The 24,908-nt window shown below is 75.4% G+C and carries 6 protein-coding genes; all 6 read left to right on the top strand.

Annotated features, from left to right (window positions below; all coding sequences use genetic code 11):
• Positions 1–16 precede the first annotated feature (16 nt).
• From ACFU5F_RS25870 to ACFU5F_RS25895, 6 genes are read left to right on the top strand one after another with little or no spacing between them, the layout of a single operon-like run.
• Positions 17–15,052 carry a type I polyketide synthase gene (locus tag ACFU5F_RS25870; protein ID WP_383891719.1) on the top strand — a complete coding sequence of 5,012 codons (15,036 nt, stop codon included), beginning with the start codon at positions 17–19 and terminating at the stop codon, positions 15,050–15,052.
• A 36-nt stretch (positions 15,053–15,088) separates the two neighbouring features.
• A complete protein-coding gene (locus ACFU5F_RS25875; RefSeq protein WP_383891722.1) occupies positions 15,089–21,235 on the top strand; it encodes an SDR family NAD(P)-dependent oxidoreductase in 6,147 nt (2,048 codons plus the stop codon).
• Between the two features lie 47 nt (positions 21,236–21,282).
• A complete protein-coding gene (locus ACFU5F_RS25880; RefSeq protein ID WP_383891731.1) occupies positions 21,283–22,155 on the top strand; it encodes a 3-hydroxyacyl-CoA dehydrogenase family protein in 873 nt (290 codons plus the stop codon).
• On the top strand, positions 22,152–22,430 hold the full coding sequence (locus ACFU5F_RS25885; RefSeq protein WP_180303649.1) for an acyl carrier protein: 279 nt from the start codon (positions 22,152–22,154) through the stop codon (positions 22,428–22,430). Before ACFU5F_RS25880 ends, ACFU5F_RS25885 begins: the two co-directional genes overlap by 4 nt.
• Entirely contained in the window at positions 22,423–23,538 is a 1,116-nt protein-coding gene (locus ACFU5F_RS25890) for an acyl-CoA dehydrogenase family protein (protein ID WP_383891725.1), read from the top strand. The genes ACFU5F_RS25885 and ACFU5F_RS25890 overlap by 8 nt, the downstream gene beginning before the upstream one ends.
• Positions 23,535–24,692 (top strand): HAD-IIIC family phosphatase, encoded by a 1,158-nt coding sequence (locus ACFU5F_RS25895; protein WP_383891728.1) that lies wholly within the window; start codon positions 23,535–23,537, stop codon positions 24,690–24,692. The genes ACFU5F_RS25890 and ACFU5F_RS25895 overlap by 4 nt, the downstream gene beginning before the upstream one ends.
• Positions 24,693–24,908: the final 216 nt, after the last annotated feature.

Consider the following 24,908-nt stretch of genomic DNA (forward strand, 5'->3'; position numbering starts at 1 on the left):
AAGGCGAGACCGCACAGTGAGCGACCGGACCGAGCAGAAGCTCCGCGACTACCTCAACCGCGTCACCATCGACCTCCAGCAGACCCGGCGACGGCTGCGGGACGTCGAGGAGCGCAGCCGTGAGCCCATCGCCGTCGTCGCGATGAGCTGCCACTTCCCCGGCGGGGTGCACAGTCCGGAGGACCTGTGGGACCTGGTGGCGGACGGCCGCGACACCTACTCCGGGATCCCCGCCGACCGGGGCTGGGACGCCGCCGGGCTGGCCGGCTCCGGCGTCCCCGTCACCGGGGCCTTCCTGGACGAGGCCGGCGGCTTCGACCCGGCCTTCTTCGGCATCTCGCCCCGCGAGGCGCTCGCCATGGACCCGCAGCAGCGGCTGATGCTCCAGACCTGCTGGGAGGCCGTCGAACGGGGCGGCATCGACCCCGTGTCGCTGCGCGGCAGCCGTACCGGCGTGTTCGCCGCCTCCATCGACCAGGGGTACATGTCGCTGGCCGACGGGGCGCCCGAGGGCGTCCAGGGCTTCCTGATGACCGGCAACGCGATCAGCGTCATGTCCGGGCGCGTCTCCTACGTCATGGGCCTGGAGGGGCCCTCGGTCACCGTCGACACCGCCTGCTCCGCCTCGCTGGTGGCGCTGCACCTCGCGGCGCAGTCCCTGCGCAACGACGAGTGCTCGCTCGCGCTCGTCGGCGGCGTCAACGTGATGGCCCTGCCGGGCGCCTTCGTGGAGATCTCCCGCCAGGGCGGCCTCGCCGCGGACGGCCGCAGCAAGCCCTTCGCGGCGGCGGCCGACGGCACGGGCTGGGGCGAGGGCGTCGGCGTGCTGCTCGTGGAGCGCCTCTCCGACGCCCGCGCCAACGGCCACCCGGTCCTCGCCGTGCTACGGGGCAGCGCCGTCAACCAGGACGGCGCCAGCAACGGCCTGACCGCCCCCAACGGCCCCTCCCAGCAGCGCGTGATCCGCGCCGCGCTCGCCGACGCCCAGCTGGCCCCGGCCGACGTCGACGCCGTCGAGGCGCACGGCACCGGCACCCGGCTCGGCGACCCCATCGAGGCCGACGCCCTGCTCGCCGCCTACGGCCAGGACCGTGCCGAGGACCAGCCGCTCTGGCTCGGCTCGGTCAAGTCCAACATCGGCCACACCCAGGCCGCGGCGGGCCTGGCCGGTGTCATCAAGGTCGTCATGGCGATCCGGCACGGCGTCCTGCCGCAGACCCTGCACGTGGACGCGCCCACCCCGCACGTCGACTGGAGCTCCGGAGGCGTGCGGCTGCTCACCGAGCGGCGCGACTGGCCCGTCGCCGACCGTCCGCGGCGCGCGGGCGTCTCCTCGTTCGGCATGAGCGGCACGAACGCGCACGTCATCATCGAGCAGGCACCCGAGGCCGAGCAGCGGCCCGCCGACGAGCGGACGCCCGAGGGCGGCCCGCAGAGCGCGGCCGAACCGATACCGGAGGCCGGGGCACGTACCGCGCCGGACGCCGGGTCCGGTTCGGTGTCAGGCGCGGCACCGCTGCCGGCCGCCGTGCCCTGGCCGCTGTCCGGCCGCAGCCCCGAGGCGCTGCGCGACCAGGCCGCCCGGCTCGCCTCCTGGCTCGCCGACCGGCCCGGTCTCCGCCCGGCCGATGTCGGCCACTCGCTCGCGGCCACCCGCTCCGCCTTCGAGCACCGGGCCGTCGTCGTGGCCGACCGGCCCGAGGGCTTCCTGCGCGGGCTCGCCGCCGTCGCCGCGGGCACCAGCGCCGCCGAGACGGTCACCGGCCGCACCGGCGCGGGCGACGGCAGGACCGTCTTCGTCTTCCCCGGCCAGGGCTCGCAGTGGGCGGGCATGGCACGGCGGCTCCTGGACGAGTCACCGGTGTTCGCCGCCCGCATGGCCGAGTGCGAACAGGCCCTCGCCCCGCACCTGGACTGGTCGCTGTCGGCGGTCGTGCGCGGCGAGCCCGAGGCGGCGCCGCTGGACCGCATCGACGTCGTCCAGCCGGTGCTGTTCGCCGTGCTGGTCTCCCTCGCCGCCGTCTGGCGGTCGTACGGGGTCGAACCCGACGCCGTCGTGGGCCACTCCCAGGGCGAGATCGCCGCCGCGTACGTCGCCGGCGCCCTGTCGCTCGACGACGCCGCCCGCATCGTCGCCGTACGCAGCCGCGCCCAGCTGGAACTGTCCGGCACCGGCGGCATGGCCTCCGTGGCGCTGCCCGCCGACACCCTGCGGGACCGCCTGCGCGCCTGGGAGGGCCGCCTGTCGGTCGCCGCCGTCAACGGCCCGGCATCCGCGGTCGTCTCCGGGGACCCCGAGGCCCTGGACGCGTTCCTCCGCCAGTGCGAGGAACGCGAGGTGCGGACCCGGCGGATCGCCGCCGACGTGGCGGGCCACTCCGCGCACATGGACCGGCTGCGCGACGGCATGCTCGACGCGCTCGCCGGCGTCCGGCCCACCGCCTCCACGATCCCGTTCTGCTCGACGGTGACCGGCGGAACCCTCGACACGACCGGCCTGGACGCCGGCTACTGGTTCCGGAACATGCGGCAGACCGTCGAGTTCGACGCCGCCGTGCGCGACCTCGTCCGGCGCGGCCACGGCGTCTTCGTCGAGATCAGCCCGCACCCCGTGCTCACCGTGCCGACGCAGGACACCCTCGACGACCTCGCCGACCCCGACGCGGCGGTCCCGGCCCCGCCGACCCTGGTCACCGGCACCCTGCGCCGCGACGAGGGCGGCCTGCACCGGGTGCTCACCGCCCTCGCCCAGGTGCACGTGCACGGCGTGCCGGTGGACTGGGCGGCCGTGTTCGCCGCTCACCGGCCCGAGCGGGTCGAACTGCCGACGTACGCCTTCCAGAACCGGCGCTTCTGGCTGGAGCCGCAGACCCGGCCCGGCACCGCGCCGGACACCACCGACCCCGCCGACCCCGCCGACGCCGCCTTCTGGGCCGCCGTGGAAGGCGAGGACGTCGCCGCGGTCGCCGCCACGCTCGGCGTCGAGGCCGCCAGCTGGAGCGACGTCCTGCCCGCCCTCTCCGCCTGGCGCCGTGACCGCCGTGACCGGGCCGTCCTCGACGGCTGGCGCTACCACGTCTCCTGGCAGCGGCTCACGGCCAAGGCCGCCGGACCGCTGCGGGGCCGCTGGCCGGTCGTCGTCCCGGACGGCCACACCGCCGACGCGGCCGTGACCCGTGCCGTCGAGGCCCTGCGCGAGCGCGGTGCCGACCCCGAACTCGTCGTCCTCGACCACACCCACACCGACCGGTCCCGGCTCACCGACCACCTGCGTGAACTGCTGGCCACCGGGCCCGGCGCGGAGACCGCCCCCGCCGGAGTGCTGTCCCTGCTGGCCCTCGACGAGCGGCCGCACGAGGGCCTGCCCGCCCTGCCCGTCGGTCTGGCGCTCACCACCGCCCTCGTCCAGGCGCTGGACGACCTCGGGGTCCGGACCACGCTGTGGTGCGTCACCTCGGGCGCCGTCCCGGTGCACCCGTCCGAGCCGGTGCCCCACCCGGTCCAGGCCCTCGTCTGGGGCTTCGGCCGCACGGCGGCCCTGGAACACCCGAGCCTGTGGGGCGGTCTGATCGACCTGCCCGAGCAGTGCGACGCCCGCGCCGGTAACCTGCTCGTCGACCTCCTGGCCGGAGCCGGCGACGAGGACCAGCTCGCCGTACGGTCCTCCGGGGCGCACGCCCGCCGGCTCGTCCGCGCCACCGCCTCCACCCCCGCGCCGTCGGCTCCCTGGCGGCCCGCCGGCACGGTCCTGGTGACCGGCGGCACGGGCGGGCTCGGTGCCCACGCCGCCCGCTGGCTCGCCCGGGGCGGCGCCGACCACCTGGTCCTCGTCAGCCGCAGGGGTGCCGACGCCCCCGGCGCCGACGAACTGGCGGCCGAACTCACCGCCCTGGGCACGGGTGTGACCCTGGCCGCCTGCGACATCACCGACCGCGAGGCGCTCGCCGCGCTCGTCGACCGGGTCGCCGCCGAGGGCCACCCCGTCCGCGCCGTCCTGCACACCGCCGCGGCCGCCCAGCTGTTCCCCGTACGGGACGAGAACCCGGCGAGCATGGCCGCCACCCTGGCCGCCAAGGTCCAGGGCGCCGCCAACCTCGACGCCGTCTTCGCCGACACCGACCTCGACGCGTTCGTCCTGTACTCCTCCGTCTCCGGTGTGTGGGGCAGCGCGGACCACGCCGCCTACGCGGCGGGCAACGCCTACCTCGACGCCCTCGCCGCCCACCGACGGGGCCGGGGCCTCGCCGCGACCTCCGTCGTCTGGGGCATCTGGAGCGCCGAGGGCGGCGGCCTCGCCACCAGCGACCTCGAACGCGCCCTCCTCGAACGCGGCATCCCCTTCATGGACCCGCGGCTGGCCGTCGGCGGGCTCCAGCGCGTCCTGGACGACGACGAGACCGTCGTCGTGGTCGCCGACGTCGACTGGGCCCGCTTCGTGCCCGTCTTCACCTCCGTACGGCCCAGCCCCCTCATCGCCGACCTCCCCGACGTCCGCGCCCTGGCCACCGCCGAGGACCGGACCGACCCCGACCCGGACGACGCCGACGGCGCCTCCGCGCTGCGCCGCACCCTCGCGGGACTGGCCGAGCCGGAGGTCCGCCGGACCCTGCTGGAGCTCGTCCGCACCAACGCCGCCGCGGTCCTCGGCCACGACTCCGCCGACGCCGTCCTGCCCGACCGCGCCTTCCGTGAACTGGGCTTCGACTCACTGATCGCCGTCGAACTGCGCAACCGGCTCAACCAGGTCACCGGCCTGCGACTGCGCGCCACCGTGGTCTTCGACTACTCCTGCGCCGCGCTCCTCGCCGAGCACCTGCGCACCGAACTCCTCGGCGACACCGCTCCGGCCGCGGCCACGACGGCCGTCGTCCCCGTCGCGGACCCCGACGAGCCCATCGCCATCGTCGCGATGAGCTGCCGCTTCCCCGGGGGCATCGACACCCCGGAGCGGCTGTGGCACCTGCTCATCGACGGCGGCGAGGTGCTCTCCGGCATGCCCGCCGACCGCGGCTGGCCCCTGGACCGCCTCTACCATCCCGACCCCGACCACCAGGGCACCTCCTACGTCCGGGAGGGCAGCTTCCTGCACGACGCGGGCGACTTCGACCCGGCCTTCTTCGGTATCTCGCCGCGCGAGGCCGTCGCCATGGACCCGCAGCAGCGGCTGCTCCTGGAGACCTCCTGGGAGGCGTTCGAACGGGCGGGCATCGACCCGGCGTCCCTGCGCACCACCCCGACCGGTGTCTTCGCCGGCGTCAACTACCAGGACTACACCTCGCTCGCCGGCTCCTCGCCGGAGGGCGGCGAAGGACATCTGGTCGCGGGCGGAGCCGCCAGCGTGGTCTCCGGGCGCGTCGCCTACACCCTCGGTCTGGAGGGCCCGGCGGTCACCGTCGACACCGCCTGCTCCTCCTCGCTGGTCGCGACGCACCTCGCCGCGCAGGCCCTGCGCGGCGGCGACTGCTCGCTCGCCCTCGCCGGCGGTGTCGCCGTGATGGCCACCCCGGGCGTCTTCGTCGGCTTCTCCCGGCAGCGCGGCCTCGCCGCCGACGGCCGCTGCAAGGCGTTCGGCGCCTCGGCGGACGGCATGGGCCTCGCCGAAGGCGTCGGCGTGGTGCTCCTGGAGCGGCTCTCGGACGCCCGCCGCAACGGCCACCCGGTGCTCGCCGTGCTGCGCGGCAGCGCCGTCAACCAGGACGGCGCCAGCAACGGCCTGTCCGCCCCCAACGGCCTCGCCCAGCAGCGGGTCATCCGCCAGGCCCTCACCAACGCCGGGCTGACCGCGGCCGACGTCGACGTCGTCGAGGCGCACGGCACGGGCACCACCCTCGGCGACCCCATCGAGGCGGACGCCCTGCTCGCCACCTACGGACAGGACCGCCCGCACGGCCGCCCGCTCTGGCTCGGCGCACTCAAGTCCAACATCGGCCACACCCAGGCCGCCTCCGGAGTCGCCGGAATGATCAAGACCGTGCTCTCCCTGCGGCACGGCGTCCTCCCGCGCACCCTGCACGCCGACGAGCCCTCCCCGCACGTCGACTGGGCCTCCGGCGAGGTGGAGCTGCTCACCGAGGCACGCGACTGGCCCGACACCGGCGCACCCCGCCGTGCGGGCATCTCCTCCTTCGGTTTCAGCGGCACCAACGTGCACGCCATCCTCGAACAGGCACCACCCGCCTCCGACGCCGTCTCCGACGCGGACGCAGGCGCCGGACCGGAGCCGCGGCCCGCGCCCACCGCGCCGGTCGTGCCCTGGGTGCTGTCCGCGAGGTCGGCGCAGGCCCTGGCCCACCAGGCCCAGCGGCTGCGCGGCCACCTCGCCGGGGGCGGCGCCCCCGACCCGTTGGACACCGGCTACTCCCTGGCGACAGGCCGCACCCCCTTCGAACACCGCGCGGTGCTCCTCGGTACCGGCGGCGACGCCCCCTCGGCCGCCCTCGACGGGCTGGCCGGCGGCGAGGACACCCCGGGGCTGGTCCGCGGCGTGGCCGACACCGACGGCCGACGGGTGTTCGTCTTCCCGGGCCAGGGCGCGCAGTGGGCCGGTATGGCGGTGGAACTGCTGGACACCTCCCCGGTGTTCGCCGCCTCCATGGCCGCCTGCGAGCAGGCACTGACGCCGTACGTCGACTGGTCGCTCGACGCCGTGCTGCGCGGTGCCCCGGACACGCCGCCCTTCGAACGGGTCGACGTGGTCCAGCCCGCGCTGTGGGCCGTGATGGTCTCGCTGGCCGCGCAGTGGCGCTCCTGGGGCGTCGAGCCCGACGCCGTACTGGGCCACAGCCAGGGCGAGATCGCCGCCGCCGTGGTCGCCGGGGCACTCTCCCTGGACGACGGGGCCAAGGTCGTGGCCCTGCGCAGCCGCGCGATCCTCGCCCTCGCCGCCCACGGCGGCATGGTCTCCGTGGCCGTCCCGCGCGAGCGCGCGGCCGAGCTCGTCGCCCGGTGGTCCGGGCGGCTCTCCCTCGCCGCCGTCAACGGACCGTCCGCCGTCGTCGTCTCCGGCGACCCGGAGGCCCTGTCCGAGCTGATCGCCGCCTGCGAGGAGGACGGCGTACGCACCCGCACGATCGCGGTGGACTACGCCTCCCACTCCGCGCACGTCGAGCGCATCCGTGAGGAGGTGCTCGGCGCACTGGACGGCATCGCGCCCGTGGCGGGCCGGGTGCCCCTCTACTCCACCCTCACCGGCGACTGGCTCGACACGACGGAGATGGACGCCGGGTACTGGTACCGGAACCTGCGCGAGACCGTCGAGTTCGACGCCGCCGTGCGCGCCCTCGCCGATCAGCGTCACCAGGTCTTCGTCGAGGTCTCGCCGCACCCGGTGCTCACCACGTCCGTGCAGGAGACCGTCGAGTCCGCCACGGCCGCAGGGTCCGTCGAATCCGCCGAGGCCCCGCGGACCGTGGTGACCGGCACGCTCCGCCGTGACGAGGGCGGCCTCGCCCGGGCGCTCACCTCGGCCGCCGAACTGTGGGTGCGCGGCGTCCCGGTGCTGTGGCCGGTCCTCTTCGAAGGCACCGGCGCCCGCCGCACCGACCTTCCCACCTACCCCTTCGAGCACCGGCGCTACTGGCTCCGGTCCGACGGGCCGGCCGGCCCGTCGGGCACCACCGACGCGGTGGGCGCGGTGGGCGCGTCGGGCGCGGCCGACGCGGTCGATTCCGCGTTCTGGCGGATCGTCGAGCGCGGCGACGCCGCCGAGGCCGCCGGAGACCTGGCGGTGGACGCCGAGACGCTCGGCACGGTGCTGCCCGCCCTGAACGCCTGGCGCCGCAGGCAGCGCGAGGGCGCCGCCGTCGACACCTGGCGCTACCGCGTCGACTGGCAGCCGGTCCCCGACCCGCCCGCCGCGCCCTTGTCCGGCACCTGGCTCGTGGTCCTGCCCGAGGGACACGACGACGAGCCGGGCGCCCCGCTCGCACGGGACGCCGTGACGGCCCTCACCGAAGCCGGGGCCGACGTGGCGACCGTGCGGCTCCCCGACGCGGACGCCGACCGCGCCACCCTGGGGGAGCGGATCACCACCGCCCTGGACGGCCGCACCCCGCACGGCATCCTGTCGCTGCTGGCGATCGCAGGCCGGCCGCACCCCGACCACCCCGCCGTCTCCGCCGGTTCGGCCCTCACCCTCGTCCTCGTCCAGGCGCTCGGCGACCTCGGCGTCGAAGCCCCGCTGTGGTGCGCCACCCATGGCGCCGTCTCGACCGGAGACAGCGACCCCCTCACCGCACCCGACCAGGCACTGGTCTGGGGCACCGGCATGGTCGCCGCCCTGGAGCACCCCACCCGCTGGGGCGGTCTGGTCGACCTGCCGCCGACCCTCAACTCCCTGTCCCGTGACCGGCTCCGCGCGGTCCTCGCGGGTGCCACCGGTGAGGACCAGCTCGCCGTCCGCTCCGCCGGACTGCTCGGCCGACGTCTGGTCCGCGCCCCCCGCCCGCCCGGCACCCGGCCCGCGTGGAAGCCCCGGGGCACCGTCCTCGTCACCGGTGGCACGGGCGCCCTCGGCCCCCACGTCGCGCGCTGGCTCGCCCGCGGCGGCGCCGAGCACCTCGTGCTTCCCGGGCGGCGCGGCGCCGACGTACCCGGAGCCGACGAACTACGGGCCGAACTCGCCGAACTGGGCACCCGGCTGTCCCTGCCCGCCTGCGACGTCGCCGACCGCGCCCAGGTCGCCCGGCTGCTGACCGGGCTGGAGGAAAAGGGCAACCCCGTCACCGCCGTGTTCCACGCCGCCGCCTACATCCAGCTGGCCTCCCTCGACGACACCCCGCTCGACGCCTTCGCCGAGGTCGTCGCCGCCAAGGCGGAGGGGGCCCGGCACCTGGACGAACTGCTCGACCGCGAACTCGACGCGTTCGTGCTGTTCTCCTCCGTCGCAGGGGTCTGGGGCAGCAGCAACCACGCCGCCTACACCGCCGGCAACGCCTACCTCGACGCCCTCGCCGAACACCGCAGGGCCCGGGGCCTGAGCGCCACCACCGTCGACTGGGGCGTCTGGTCGGCCGCCAACCCGTGGGCCGTCCGCGAGACCGTCGACGAGGCCGACTTCTACCGGGTGCAGAAGCAGGGCCTGCCACTCATCGAGCCCGACCTCGCGCTCGCCGGACTCCAGCAGGCACTCGACGACGACGAGACGGTCATCGCCCTCGCCGACGTCGACTGGGAACAGTTCGCCGCGGTCTTCGGCTCCGTACGCCCCAGCCGTCTGCTCATCGGCGTACCGGAGGCCAGGCGCCAGCTGGAGGAGGCCGCGACGCCCGGCGCGAGCGCCGCCACACCGGCCGCCGACGTGCTGCGCGAGCGCCTGGCCGGGCTGGCCGGGGCCGAGCAGCGCCGCGTCACCCTGGACCTCGTCCGCACCCACGCCGCGGCCGTCCTCGGCCACGCATCCCCGGAGGAGCTGCGGCCGGGCAGGGCGTTCCAGGAACTCGGCTTCGACTCGCTGACCGCCGTCGAACTGCGCAACCGGCTCCGCACCGCCACCGGCCTCCCCCTGCCCGCCACCCTCGTCTTCGACTACCCGTCCGCGGCCGTGCTCGCCGAGCACATCCGCGCCGAGGTGCTCGGCGAGCACCGGACGCCCGCCACCCGGGAGCCCGCGCCCGCCGGCACCGGGGCGGCCGACGAGCCGATCGCGATCGTCGCGATGAGCTGCCGTTTCCCCGGCGGGGTGCACACCCCCGAACAGCTGTGGCGGCTGCTGGAGGAGGGCGGCGACGTCGTCTCGGAGTTCCCGACCGACCGCGGCTGGCCGCTGGAGTCCATGTTCGACCCGGACCCGGACCAGCCCGGCACCAGTTATGTGCGGCACGGCGGATTCCTCTACGACGCCGGTGACTTCGACGCCGACTTCTTCGGCATCTCGCCGCGCGAGGCGGTCGCCATGGACCCGCAGCAGCGACTGCTCCTGGAGACCTCCTGGGAGACCTTCGAACGCGCCGGTCTCGACCCGGACCGCCTGCGCGGCACCGACACCGGCGTCTTCACCGGCGTCAACTACCAGGACTACGGCGCCTCCGTGGCCCAGACCCAGGAGAACGAGGGCCACCTCCTCACCGGCAGCGCCGCCAGCGTGATCTCCGGCCGGATCTCCTACACCCTCGGCCTGGAGGGCCCCGCGGTCACCGTCGACACCGCCTGCTCCGCCTCCCTCGTCGCGGTGCACCTGGCCGCCCAGGCGCTGCGCGCCGGGGACTGCTCGCTCGCCCTGGCCGGCGGCGTCGCGGTGATGTCCAGCCCGGGTGCCATCATCAGCTTCGCCCGCCAGCGCGGCCTCGCCGCCGACGGCCGCTGCAAGGCGTTCTCCGACGCCGCCGACGGCATGGGCATGGCCGAGGGCGTCGGCGTGATCCTCCTCGAACGGCTCTCCGAGGCACGGCGCAACGGGCACCCCGTGCTGGCCGTCCTGCGCGGCAGCGCCGTCAACCAGGACGGCGCCAGCAACGGCCTGACGGCCCCCAACGGCCCCTCCCAGCAGCGGGTGATCCGGGCCGCCCTCGCCAACGCCCGGCTCTCGGCGGCCGACATCGACGTCGTCGAGACCCACGGCACCGGCACCCGGCTCGGCGATCCCATCGAGGCCCAGGCCCTGCTCGCCACGTACGGCCGGGAACGTTCCGACGGGCGCCCCCTGCTGATCGGCTCCCTGAAGTCCAACATCGGCCACACCCAGGCAGCCGCGGGCGTCGCCGGTGTGATCAAGACCGTGCTGGCGCTCCGGCACGGGCAGGTGCCGCGCACCCTGCACGTCGACCGGCCCTCGACCCAGGTCGACTGGGCGGCCGGTGCCGTGGACGTGGTCACCGACGCGACCCCGTGGCCGGCGACGGGCCGCCCGCGCCGCGCCGGGATCTCCGCGTTCGGCATGAGCGGCACCAACGTGCACGCGATCCTCGAAGAGGCCCCGCAGGAGGCACCGCGGCAGACACCCGAGCAGGCACCGGCCCGGCCCGTCGCCTGGCCGCTGTCCGCGAAGTCCCCGGACGCCCTGCACGGCCAGGCCGCCCGCCTGACCACCCGTCTGGCCGAGGCACCGGACGACACGCCCGCCGACATCGGCCGGGCCCTGGCCGCCCGCACCGCCTTCGAACACCGCGCCGTCCTCGTCGGCGACAGCGCCAGGCTCCCCGCCGCTCTGACCGCGCTCACCGACGACGGCACCGCCCCCGACCTGGTCCGCGGCGTCGCCGGCACCGTCGGCCGCACGGTCTTCGTCTTTCCCGGCCAGGGTTCTCAATGGGCCGGTATGGCAAGGGAGTTGCTGGACGAGTCGCCGGTGTTCGCGGCCCGGATGGAGGAGTGCGAACGGGCACTGGCTCCCTTCGTCGACTGGTCGCTGCTCGACGCCGTGCGCTCGGGCAGCGCCTGGGACCGGGTGGACGTCGTCCAGCCCGCGCTGTTCGCGGTGATGGTGTCGCTGGCCGAGGTCTGGCGGTCGTCCGGTGTCGTACCGGACGCCGTCGTCGGACACTCCCAGGGCGAGATCGCCGCCGCCGTCGTGGCGGGCGCGCTGTCCCTGGAGGACGCCGCCCAGGTGGTCGCCCTGCGCAGCAAGACGCTCGACGCGCTGGCCGGACGCGGCGGCATGGCCTCGCTGGCACTCCCCGCCGACGAGGTCGAGGCCGCCCTCGCCCCCTGGGCCGGCGCCCTGTCGGTCGCCGCGCTGAACGGCCCCGCCACCACCGTGGTCGCGGGCGACGCGGAGGCCCTGGCGGCCCTGCTCGCCCGGTGCGAGGCCCAGGGCGTACGGGCCCGGCGCATCGACGTCGACTACGCCTCGCACTCCGAGCACGTCGAGGAGATCCACGGCGTGCTGATGGACGCCCTGGCGGGCATCAAGCCGCTGCCGAGCGAGGTCCCGCTGTACTCCACGGTGGACGGCGGCTGGCTCGACACCACCGGCATGCACGCCGGTTACTGGTACCGCAATCTGCGGCAGACCGTCGGCTTCGACCCCGCCGTCCGTGTCCTGGCCGCCGAGGGGTTCACGTCCTTCGTCGAGGTCAGCCCGCACCCCGTGCTCACCATGGCCATCGAGGAGACCGCCGAGAGCGCCGGACGCGAGGCCGTCGTCCTCGGCACGCTCCGCCGCGACGAGGGCGGACTGCGGCGCGTGCTGCTGTCGGCGGCCGAACTGTGGGTGCGCGGCGGTGCGGTCGACTGGACCTCCGCGTTCCCCGGCGGGACCACGGCCGCCGAGCTGCCGACGTACGCCTTCCAGCGGCGCCGCTACTGGATCCAGCCGCCCGCGACGACACCCCGCGGGCCCGGTGCCACCGGTCACCCGCTGCTCGGCACGGCCGTCGAGGTCGCCGACACCGGGGACCTCGTGCTCACCGGCAGCCTGTCGACACGGACCCACCCCTGGCTCGCGGACCACGCGGTCTCCGGCGTGGTCCTGCTGCCCGGCACCGGCTTCGTCGAACTGGCCGTACGCGCCGGCGACGAGGCGGACTGCCCCCGGGTCGAGGAACTGACGCTCCAGGCACCGCTGGTGTTCGACCGGGACGCCGCCGTCCGGATCCAGGTGCGGGTCGGCGCGCCCGACGACTCCGGGCGGCGCACCCTCGGTGTGTTCTCCCGGGCGGAGGACGGCGGCACTCCGTGGACCGGGCACGCCACCGGTGTCCTCGCCCCCGCCGAGTCCGCCGACCGTACGGCCCACCCGTACGGCGCGGCCTGGCCGCCGGCCGGGGCGGAACCCGTGTCCGTCGACGGCCTCTACGAGCGGTTCGCGGACGCCGGCTACGGATACGGCCCCGCCTTCCACGGCCTGCGCGCCGCCTGGCGCCTCGGCCAGGACGTCTACGTGGAGGTCCGGCTGCCGGAGGACCTGCACACCGGGGCCGCCGGCTTCGGTCTGCACCCCGCGCTGCTGGACGCGGCCCTGCACGGTCTGTGGCTGGCCGCCCCGGACGGTGCCGACCAGAACGACGCGCCCGGCACCGCCCGGCTGCCCTTCTCCTGGGAAGGCGTCCGCCTGCACGCCTCCGGCGCGACCGAACTGCGCGTGCGACTGAGCTACGACGACACCGGCTCGGTGGCGCTGGCCGCCGCCGACCCGGCCGGCCGCCCGGTCGCCGACGTCGCGGCGCTCGCCATCCGGCCCATCGCCGTCGACGCCCTGCGCGGCGCCGCGGCGCAGGGACGCGACGCGCTGTTCACGCTCGACTGGACCGCCCTGCCCGCCACCGCCGAGCCGCCCGTCGGCCGGTGGGCCGCCCTCGGCACCGAGCGACTGCTGCCCGAGACCCACGAGGACCTCGACGCGCTCACCGCCGCCGTGGACGGGGGCGCCCCCGTGCCCGACGTGGTCGTCACGCTCTGCCCGCGCGGCGGGAACAGCGCGGACGCGGCCCGTACCGCGCTCGCTGGCACCCTGCGGCTGCTGCAGACCTGGCTCGCCGACGACCGCTGGGCCGACACCCGTCTGGTCCTCGTCACCCGGGGCGGTGTCGCCACCGCACGCGGCGAGGACATCGGCGACCTGGCCGCCGCCGCCGTGTGGGGGCTGGTGCGCTCCGCGCAGTCCGAACACCCCGACCGGTTCGTCCTCGTCGACGCGGACGACCCGGCCGAGGCCCTGAAGGCCCTGCCCGCCGCGCTGTCCGCCACGGAACCCCAGCTCGCGGTACGCGACGGACGGACCCTCGCACCCCGCCTGACCAGGACCCCGCCGCCGGATGCCGAGGCCGCGACCGGCAAGCCCTGGGACCCCGAGGGCACGGTGCTCGTCACGGGCGCCTTCGGCGTCCTCGGCGGCCTGGTCGCCCGTCACCTGGTCACCGAGCACGGGGCACGCCACCTGCTGCTGACCGGGCGGCGCGGCGCCGACACCCCCGAGGCGACCGCCCTGGTCGACGAACTCACCGCCCTGGGCGCCCGGGTGGAGACCGCCGCCTGCGACACGGCCGACCGGGACGCCCTGGCCGGACTCCTCGCGGGCGTCCCCGACACCCACCCGCTCACCGCCGTGGTCCACTCGGCCGGCGTCCTCGACGACGGGGTCATCGGCTCGCTCACCGCCGAGCGCCTGGACCGCGTCCTGCGCCCCAAGGCGGACGCCGCGCTCCACCTGCACGAGCTGACCCGCGACCTGCCGCTGGCCGCGTTCGTGCTCTTCTCGTCCGCCTCCGGCACCGTCGGCAGCTCCGGGCAGGGCAACTACGCGGCGGCCAACGCCTTCCTGGACGCGCTCGCCCAGCACCGTCGCGCCCGGGGCCTGCCCGGCCAGTCGATCGCCTGGGGCATGTGGGCCGAGCGCTCCGCCCTGACCGGCACCCTCGACGAGGTCGACCTTCGGCGCATGGCCCGGGGCGGCGTGGGGGCACTCACCTCCGACGAGGGCCTCGCCCTGTTCGACGCCGCGCTCGAACGGGACGACGCCGTCCTGGTCCCGGTCCGGCTCGACCTGGCCCGGCTGCGCGCCAGGGCGGGCACCGGCCCCGTACCCGCCCTCTTCCGCGCACTGGTACGCGGCGCCGCCCGCCGCACGGCGGCCACCGGCGGCCCCGTCGACGGGGCGGACGCCCTGCGCGGGCGGCTCGCGGGCCTGGCCGCCGACGACGCCCGCGCCGTCCTCGCCGACCTGGTGTGCGCGCACGCCGCCGACGTGCTCGGGCACGCCGGAGCCTCGGCCGTCGACCCCGAACGCGCCTTCCGGCAGCTCGGCTTCGACTCGCTGACGGCGGTGGAACTGCGCAACCGCCTCAACGCGGCGACCGGACTGCGGCTCCCCGCCACGCTGGTGTTCGACTACCCGAGCCCGGCGGCCGTCGCCGGGTACTGCGCCGACCGCCTCGCCCCGGCCGGCTCCCCGCAGGCAGCGGCGGCGCCGACCCCGGCCGACGACGAGATCACCCGCGCGCTGTCCACGATCCCGCTGGACAGGCTGCGCGACTCCGGCCTGCTGGAGGCACTGCTGCGCCTGGCCGGACCGGACCGGGACGGCGGCACACCGGAGTCGTCCGAACGGACGGCCGGCATCGAGGAGATGGACGTGGACGGCCTCGTACGGCTGGCACTGGGGAGCGAGAGTGCCTGACCGCGTACCGGCCCGGAACGGGATGTGAGGAGAGGGATGTCCACGGACAAGGTGGTCGAGGCGCTGCGCGCCTCCCTGCTGGAGAACGAGCGGCTGCGCGCCGAGAACACGCGGCTGCGCGACGAGTCCCGGGAACCGGTCGCCGTCGTCGCCATGAGCTGCCGCTTCCCGGGCGGGGTCCGCACCCCGGAGGACCTGTGGCGGCTGCTCGTCGAAGAACGGGACGCCGTCAGCGAGTTCCCCGCCGACCGGGGCTGGGACGCCGCCGCGCTGTACGACCCCGACCCCGACACCCCCGGCACGTCCAACACGCGCGAGGGCGGCTTCCTGCACGACGCCTGCGGCTTCGACGCCGGCTTCTTCGGGATCTCGCCCCGTGAGGCCCTGGCCATGGACCCCCAGCAGCGACTCCTGCTGGAGACCTGCTGGGAGGCCGTCGAGCGCGGCGGCATCGACCCGCTGTCCCTGCGCGGCAGCCGCACCGGCGTCTACGCGGGCGTCATGTACAACGAGTACGGCGCCCGGCTGGCCCGCATACCGGAGGACGTCGAGGCGTTCATCGGCACCGGCACCGTGCCCAGCGTCGTCACCGGCCGGATCGCCTACACCCTCGGCCTGGAGGGCCCGGCCGTCACGATCGACACCGCGTGCTCGTCGTCGCTGGTCGCCCTCCACCTGGCCTGCCAGGCGCTGCGGGCGGGGGAGATCTCCCTCGCTCTGGCGGGCGGCGTCACGGTGATGTCCACCCCGAGCCTGTACGTCGGGTTCAGCCGCCAGCGCGGCCTCGCGCCCGACGGCCGCAGCAAGTCGTTCGCCGCGGCCGCCGACGGCGCCGGCTTCGGCGAGGGCGTCGGCGTGCTGCTCCTCGAACGGCTCTCGGACGCCCGGCGCAACGGCCACCCCGTGCTCGCGCTGGTCCGGGGCTCGGCGGTCAACCAGGACGGCGCCAGCAACGGCATGACCGCCCCCAACGGCCCCTCCCAGCAACGGGTGATCCAGCAGGCCCTGGCGGCGGCGGGCCTCTCGCCGGCCGAGGTCGACGCGGTGGAGGCCCACGGCACGGGGACCCGCCTCGGCGACCCCATCGAGGCGCAGGCGCTGCTGGCCACCTACGGCCGGGACCGCCCGGCGGACCGGCCGCTGCTGCTCGGCTCGCTCAAGTCCAACCTCACGCACACCCAGGCCGCCGCCGGGGTCGGCGGCGTCATGAAGATGGTGCTCGCGATGCGCCACGGCCTGCTGCCCCGCACCCTGCACCTCGACCGCCCCACCCCGCAGGTCGACTGGACCGAGGGCCACATCGCCCTGCTCGCCGAGGCCACCCCCTGGCCGGAGACCGGCCACCCCCGCCGCGCCGGCGTCTCCTCCTTCGGCGCCAGCGGCACCAACGCCCACACCGTCCTGGAGGCGGCACCCGCCGACGTACCCACCGAGGACGAGGTACGTGACGAGGCACCCGGCCCCGTGGCATGGGCGCTGTCCGCGAAGGGCGAGGCGGCGCTGCGCGGACAGGCCGCCGCCCTGCACGCCCGCCTGACCGACACCCCGGGGGCACACCCCCTGGACGTGGGCTTCACGCTGGCCACCGCCCGGTCCCGGTTCGCCGACCGCGCCGTCGTCGTCGGCGACGACCGTCCCGCCCTGCTGTCCGGCCTGGCCGCGCTGGCCGCCGGACGGCCCGACCCGGCGGTCGTCACCGCCCGCGCCCAGCCAGGCCGCAAGGCCGTCTTCGTCTTCCCCGGCCTCGGCTCGCAGTGGCCCGGCATGGCCGCCGAACTGCTCGACGAGTCCCCCGCGTTCGCGGCCCGGATGGCGGACTGCGCACAGGCACTCGCCCCGCACATCGACTGGTCGGTCACCGACGTCCTGCGCGGCGCGCCGGGCGCGCCGTCGCTGGACCGGGTGGACGTCCTCCAGCCCGCGCTGTTCTCCGTGATGGTGTCCCTGGCCGCGCTGTGGCGGTCGTACGGCGTCGAGCCCGCCGCCGTCGTCGGCCACAGCCAGGGCGAGGTCGCCGCCGCCTGTGTCGCGGGCGCTCTCACCCTGGAGGACGGGGCCCGCGTGGTCGCGCTGCGCAGCAGGGCGCTGGCCGGACTCGCCGGTGGCGGCGGCATGGCCACCGTCGTGCTCTCCGCTGCCGAACTGGCCCCGTACCTGGAACGCCGCTCGGGCAAGGTCACGGTCGCCGCCGTCAACGGGCCGCGCGTGCTCGTCGTCGCCGGACCCGGCGACGAGGTCGGCGCCCTCGTCGACGAACTCTCCGCCGAGGGCGTCATGGCCTGGCGCATCCCGGTGGACTACGCCTCCCACTCGGACGACGTGAGCACCGTACGGGACCGGCTGCGCGAGGACCTGTCCTCGCTCGCCCCCAAGGCCCCGACCGTGCCCTTGGTGTCCACGGTGGACGCCGACTGGATCGGTGCCGGCGACCTCACCCACGCGTACTGGTACCGCAACCTGCGCCAGACCGTCCGCTTCCACGACGCGATACGCCTGCTCCTCGACGCCGGGCACCGCACCTTCGTCGAGGTGAGCCCCCACCCGCTGCTCACCTACGGCATCGGCGACACCGCGGCCGACGCCGGCGCGGACGACGCCGTGGTGCTGGGCACCCTGCGGCGCGACGAGGGGGGCCCGCACCGGATGCTGCTGGCGCTCGGCGAGGCGCACGCGAACGGTGTGGCCGTCGACTGGCGGCGCGTGTTCGAGGGCACCGGGGCCCGCCTCACCGACCTGCCCACGTACGCCTTCCAGCGCACCCACTACTGGCTCGACGTGCCCGCGCGCGCCGGGGATCCCCAGTCGGCGGGCCAGACGGAGACGGGCCACCCGCTGCTGAGCGCCGCCGTGGATCTGCCGGACGGCGACGGAGTCCTCTTCACGGGGCGCCTGTCGCCGCGCACCCATCCGTGGCTGGCGGACCACGCGGTCTCCGGCAGGATCCTGCTGCCCGGCGTGGCCTTCGTGGAGATGGCCGCGCACGCCGCAGCCCACGTCGGCTGTACCACGGTCGAGGAACTCACCCTGGCCGCGCCCCTGGTCCTCGCCGCCGACGAGGCCCGACGGCTCCGCCTGACCGTGGACGCGCCCGGTCCCGAGGGCCGCCGGGCCGTGGCGCTGTACTCCCGCCCCGACGACCCGGAGACCACGGAACCGTGGGTCCGCCACGCGGGGGGCACCCTGGCCGGGACGCCCGCCTCCGCGCCGAGTGACCCCGGCCGGTGGCCGCCGGGCGACGGCGCCGAACGCCTCGACCTCGACCGCCTGTACGCGGACTTCGAGGCGGCCGGGGTCCACTACGGCCCGCTCTTCCAGGGCCTGCGCGCCGCCTGGCGGTCCGGCGACGAGATCCACGCCGAGGTGGCTCTGCCCGCGTCGGGACCGGGGACCCGCGAGAGCGGCTTCGCCCTCCACCCGGCCCTGCTCGACGCCGCGCTGCAGACGGTGGCCCTGCGCCCCGACGCCGCCCGCGACACGGACTCGCGCACGAGTGGCGTGCCGCTGCCCTTCTCGTGGCACGACGTGACGATCGCCCCCACGGCCGACCCGGTCCTGCGGGTGGTGCTGAGCCCCGCCCCGCAGGGCGGTGACGCCGTGTCGGTGCGGGTCACCGACCGCACCGGCCGCCCGGTCGTGACCGTCGGCGCGCTGACCCTGCGGGCGGCGGGTGCCCCCGCCGCACCCGAGCGGTCCCTGTTCCGCCTCGACTGGACCCGGCTGCCCGGCACCGGACCGGCCACCGGCACCTGGGCCGCGCTCGGCACCTCCGGGCGTGGCCTGCTCCCGGCCGGCTTCCGGGCCGCGCCGTGCCCGGACCTCGCCGACGTGCCCACCACCTCCGACGCCGTGCTGGCCCTGTGCCCGCCCGCCGGCGGCGCGGGCCCCGATGCGGCCCGCGCCGCCGTGGGCGTGGTGCTGGACCTGCTCCGGCGCTGGCTGGCGGAGCCGAGGTTCACCGACACCCCCCTGGTGCTGCTCACCCGTGGCGCGGTCGACCTCGACGGCGCCCCCGCGGATCTCGGGGGTGCCGCCGTCTGGGGGCTGCTGCGCACCGCGCAGCTGGAGCACCCCGGCCGCTTCGTCCTGCTGGACACCGACGGCGGCGACGGCCTCGAAACGGCCCTCGCCACCGCCCTGGCCGAGGGCGAGCCCCAACTGGCCCTGCGCGACGGCACCTTGTACGCGCCCCGCCTGGTCCGCCCGCCCGCCGCCGGCCGGCCCGCCGGGTTCGGCCCGGGGGGCACCGTCCTCGTCACCGGCGGCGGAGGCACCCTGGGCGGACTGGTGGCCCGTCACCTGGTCACCACCCATGGCGTACGGCATCTGCTGCTGCTCGGCCGCCGGGGCGCCGCCGCCGAGGGCATGGCCGCGCTCACCGAGGAACTGAGCGCGGCGGGAGCCGAGGTCACCGTCGCGGCGTGCGACGTGGCCGACCGGGAGGCGCTCGCGGGCCGCCTCGCGGCGATCCCCCCGGAGCATCCGCTGCGCGCCGTGGTGCACACGGCCGGCGTGCTGGACGACGGGCTGTTGACCGCCCTCACCCCCGAGCGGCTGTCGGCCGTCCTGCGTCCCAAGGCCGACGGCGCCTGGAACCTGCACGAGCTGACCAGGGACCAGGATCTGACCGCGTTCGTCCTGTTCTCCTCCTCCGCCGGTGTCTTCGGCAGTCCGGGCCAGTCCGCCTATGCCGCCGCCAACGCCTTCACCGACGCCCTGGCCGCCGCCCGCCACCGGGCGGGGCTGCCCGGCACCTCCCTGGCCTGGGGTCTGTGGGAGCAGCGCACCGGTCTCACCGACGGCCTCGGCGACACGGACCTGCGGCGGATGGCGCGCAGCGGGGTGCGCGCCCTGCCCACCGAGGAGGGTCTGGCCCTGCTCGACGCCGCACTGGCGGGCGACGACCCCGTGCTCGTCCCGGTGGGCCTCGATCTGCGGGCCCGGCACGGCGGCCCGGTGCCCCACCTGCTGCGATCGCTGGTCCGGACCCCCGCCGTACGTCGGCGTGGCCCGGAGGCCGACGCGTCGCTGCGGCCCCGGCTGGCCGCCGTGCCGGAGGCCGAGCGGGGCGAGATCCTGCTGCGGCTGGTGCGGACCCAAGCGGCCGAGGTGCTCGGCCACACCGACCCGGACGCGCTGTCCGAGGGCGACGCCTTCCTGGAGAGCGGGTTCGACTCGCTGACCGCCGTCGAGCTGCGCAACCGCCTCGCCGCCGCGCTCGACCTGCGGCTGCGCCCCACCGCCGTACTCGACTCCGGGACCCCCTCCCGGCTGGCCGAGCACCTGCGGGCGGAACTGGCCCGCGCCACCGCTCCCGGAGCCGGGCGACCGGCCGGTGAACCGCCGCACGACGCGGTCAGCGCCCTGTTCCGGCAGGCGTGCGAGGTGGGCCGGATCCACGAGGGCATCCAGATCCTCCAGCAGGCCGCGAGGCTCCGCCCCGACTTCGGGTCCGGCCCTGAACTGTCGAGCTCGCCCGGACGGCGTCCGGAGCTGCTGCGGCTGCACGTCCGCGACGACGCGCCCGAACTGGTCTGCTTCGCCTCGGTGGTGGCGCTCGGCGGAGCCCATCAGTACAGCCGCTTCGCGTCCGCCTTCGAGGGCCGCTACGGCGTCAGCGCGCTGGACGCGCCGGGCTTCGCCCCCGACGAGCCGCTGCCCGCCGACATGTCCGCCCTGCTGGACTTCCAGACCGAGGTCCTCCTGCGGCGCCTCGGTGACCGGCCGAAGGTGCTGCTCGGCTCCTCGTCGGGCGGCACGCTCGCCCACGCCGCCGCCGCCCGCCTGGAAGCGCTCGGGGCCGGCCCGGCCGCCGTGGTGCTGCTGGACACCTATCTGTCCGGGGACGAGGCGATGACCCAGTTCGACGACGTACTGGTCAGCGGCATGTTCGAGCGCGAGGACCGCGCCGCCCCGATGGACGGCACCCGGCTGACCGCCATGGGCCGCTACTTCCAGCTCCTGGACGACTGGGTGCCGCCCCCCGTCGAGGCGCCCGTGCTGCTGGTCCGCGCATCGAGCCCCCTGGCGGAACGGGCATCGGACAGCGACATCGACTGGCGGGCGTCATGGCCGTCCGCGCATTCCGTTCTGGACGTTCCGGGAAATCACTGGTCAATGATGGAACAGCACCTGCGAACGACGGTCGACGCCGTCACCGGATGGCTCGATTCGGTCATTTCGTAATGTGCTCCAAAAACCCTGAAGAACCTGCCGAAGAAAAGTGGAGTGATATGTTGGAAAACGATTCCGATGCCTCGGGTGAAAAGCCCCGTCTCACCGTGCTCGGCGCCGGCGTCATGGGTGTCGGCATCACCACGCTGGCGGTCGGACACGGTGTGCCGGTGACACTCATCGACGTCGACCAGGCCAAACGTGCGGGGGCGGAGGCCCGCATCGCTCACGAACTGCGGCTCGCGCGGCTGATGGGCGCACTCCCGGACGACCTTCCCCTCGGGCCGCTCGTCATCGGTGAATCGTTGTCCGAAGCGGCCGGATCGACCGCGGTCATCGAGGCCGTCACGGAAATAGCGGAAATCAAGGAGAAAGTGATCGCGGAGGTTTCCGCGGCTGTTTCACCTGGTACTCTCCTGGTGTCCAATACGTCGTCCATTCCCATTGACGAACTGGCCTCGGCCGCCGTGCGTCCGGCGGAACTCGTCGGCACGCATTTCATGAACCCGTCCTACCTGATCCGCACGGTCGAGGTCATCCGCGGCGCCCGCACCGGCGAGGCCGCCATGGACTCCGTACGGGCCCTGCTCACCACCCTGCGCCGTCAGCCCGTCGTGGTCCGGGACGCCCCCGGCTTCGTGACCAGCCGGGTGCTGCACCCGATGATCAACGACGCGGCCCGGGTGGTGCAGGAGGGGACCGCGACCGCCGAGGACGTCGACGCCCTCATGCAGGGCTGCCTGGGGCACGCCACAGGTCCGTTGCGCACCGCGGACCTCATCGGCATCGACAACCTCGTCGACTCGCTGAACGTGCTGTACGAGCGCACCGGTGACAGCGGCTGCCGTCCGTGCGACCTGCTGCTGGAGAAGGTGCGGGCGGGCGACATCGGCCGGAAGTCCGGCCGTGGTTTCTACGAATACGAGGGATGAAAGTCATGACCATGCCATCCGAGGGCACCGTGGAGAAGGAACTCCTCGACTTCCTGCACGTACGCACCAAGACCGTCTGGGAGGAGGACACCGACCTCTTCGCGGCCGGCGGGCTCTCGTCCCTGTTCGCCATGGAACTCGTCGTCCACCTGGAGAAGTCCTACGGCATCGCGATCCGGGGCGCCGACCTGCGGCTGGACAACTTCCGTACCGTCACGGGCATGGCGGCACTGGTCCGCCGCCTGCGCGCGGCAGCCGGGGACGGCGGTGAGTGAGCGCCTCGCCGAGGCGACGGCCTCGGTCACCGGCCTCGTCGGTGACCGGGCCGGTGACTGGGACCGCTCGGGCCTGCTCCCCGCCGAACTGCTGAGAAAGCTCGGCGCCGCCGGGCAGTTGTGCACCGGTGTGCCCACCGAGTACGGCGGCCTCGGCTGGGACAGCCGCACCGGCGGCGAGTTCACCGCCCACGTCGGCAGCCTGTGCAGCTCCCTGCGCAGCGTCATGACCTCCCAGGGCATGGCCGCCTGGACCGTGGAACGGCTCGGCGACCAGGCACAGCGCCGCGCACTGCTGCCCCGCCTCACCTCGGGCGAACTGGCCGCCGTCGGCTTCAGCGAGAGCCGGGCCGGCAGCGATCTGTCGGGCATCGACACCCGGATCACCGTCGACGGCGACACCGTCGTGGTCGACGGCCACAAGGTGTGGATGACGGCCGCCCACTACGCCGACCTGCTCATCGTCTTCGGACGGATGGGCGACGGCGCCGCCGCCGTGGTCGTGCCCGCCCGGGCCCCGGGCGTCGACGTACGGCGGGTGGCCGACCCCCTGGGCTGCCGCGCCGCCGGACACGCCGAGGTCCGCCTCGACTCCGTACGGCTCCCCGCCGACAGCGTGCTGGGCGGCGAGGGCCTGTCCCTGCCGCTGCTCGTGACCACCGCCCTGGCCTACGGGCGGATGTCGGTCGCCTGGGGATGCGTCGGCATCCTGCGTGCCTGCCTGGCCGCGACGACCCGGCACGCCGCGTCCCGCGAACAGTTCGGGCAGCCGCTGGCCCGCCACCAGCTCGTCGCCAAGCACCTCGCCGACCTCTTCGTCGCGGAACAGGTCGCCTCCCGCGCCTGCGAACACGCCAGCCACCGCTGGGACAGCGGGTCCCCCGACATGGTCGTCGCCACCATCCTCGCCAAGCACGTCAGCGCCGGCCACGCGGCCCGCGGGGCCGCGTCCGCCGTACAGGTCATGGCCTCGGCGGGAGCCCAGGACGGCCATCCGGTGGCCCGCGCCTACCGGGACGCCAAACTCATGGAGATCATCGAGGGCAGCAACGAGATGTGCGAACTCCTGCTCGCCCAGCACGCGTTGACAAGTGTGGAGCCGACATGAGCGACAAGACCGGCGCCGACGCGCCGGCCCTCGTGAAGTGCCTGGTCTGGGACCTGGACAACACCCTCTGGCAGGGCACTCTGCTGGAGGACGCGGAGGTACGGCTGCCCGACGCGATACGGGCGGCGATCGTCGAACTCGACTCGCGGGGCGTCCTGCAGTCCGTCTGCAGCCGCAATGACCACGACCTGGCGTGGGCACGCCTCGAGGAGCTGGGCGTCGCCGAGTACTTCGTCCTGCCCGAGATCGGCTGGGGACCCAAGTCCGAAGCGGTCCGGCGGATCGCCGAGGGCCTGAACTTCGCCCACCGGACCATCGCCTTCATCGACGACCAGCCCGCCGAGCGGGCCGAGGTCGCCTACCACCTGCCGGACGTCCGCTGCTACCCGGCCGAGGAGGCGGTCGCCCTCACCGGCCTGCCCGAGTTCAGCCCCGCCGTGAGCACGGTGGACTCCCGGCGCCGGCGCGAGATGTACCAGGCCGGCTTCCGCAGGGAGACCGAACGGTCCGCCTACGAGGGACCCGACGAGGAGTTCCTCCGCTCCCTCGACCTGGTCATGCGCATCGGGCGGGCCACCGAGGAGGAGCTCACCCGGGTCGAGGAACTCACCCTGCGCACCAGCCAGATGAACGCCACCGGAGTGCACTACTCCGACCGGACGCTGCGCGAGTTGTCGGCGGACCCCGGCCACGAGGTCCTGGTCACCACCCTCACCGACCGGTTCGGACCGCACGGGGCCGTCGGCGTCACGCTGGTGGAGAAGCACCCGGCGGTATGGCATCTGAAGCTGCTCGCCACCTCCTGCCGCGTGGTGTCCTTCGGCGCCGGATCGGTCATCCTGAACTGGCTCGTGGACCGGGCCGCCGCGGCCGGGGTCCATCTCGTGGCCGACTTCCGGCGGACCGACCGCAACCGCATGATGGAGGTCGCCTACCGGTTCGCGGGCTTCGACGAGGAACCCTGCGCCTGCCGCGACGCCGTGCGGACGGCGCCGGCCGGGGCAGCGGCGGGAGCGGAACAGCAGGAGACGGCGGAGATCGAGCGGCTGCATCTCGTCGCCGCGCCCCGGCCCCCCTCCACGACGGTCCGGCTGATCGCCCCCGATCCGACGGCGCGGCCCGCCACGGACACCTCGGTCGTGGCCCCGGCGTGACGGTCCCCCCCCCGCCGAGGGCAGCTCACGGCGGGCTCCCGGACCATCCGGTGCGGGAGCCCGCCGAGGCCTCCAACCGACGTGGCAGTGGGGCGGGCCCCCCCGGGCGGCCCCGGCCCCCCCCCACCCGCCCCCCAACCCCCCCCCCCCCCCATGTAATTTTCCCCCGGCGGGTTTGCCCAAAGGGCCAAGGGGCACCCCATGGAAACCGGGTTT

The sequence above is a fragment of the Streptomyces sp. NPDC057438 genome (assembly GCF_042802995.1).
Classification (GTDB): Bacteria; Actinomycetota; Actinomycetes; order Streptomycetales; family Streptomycetaceae; genus Streptomyces.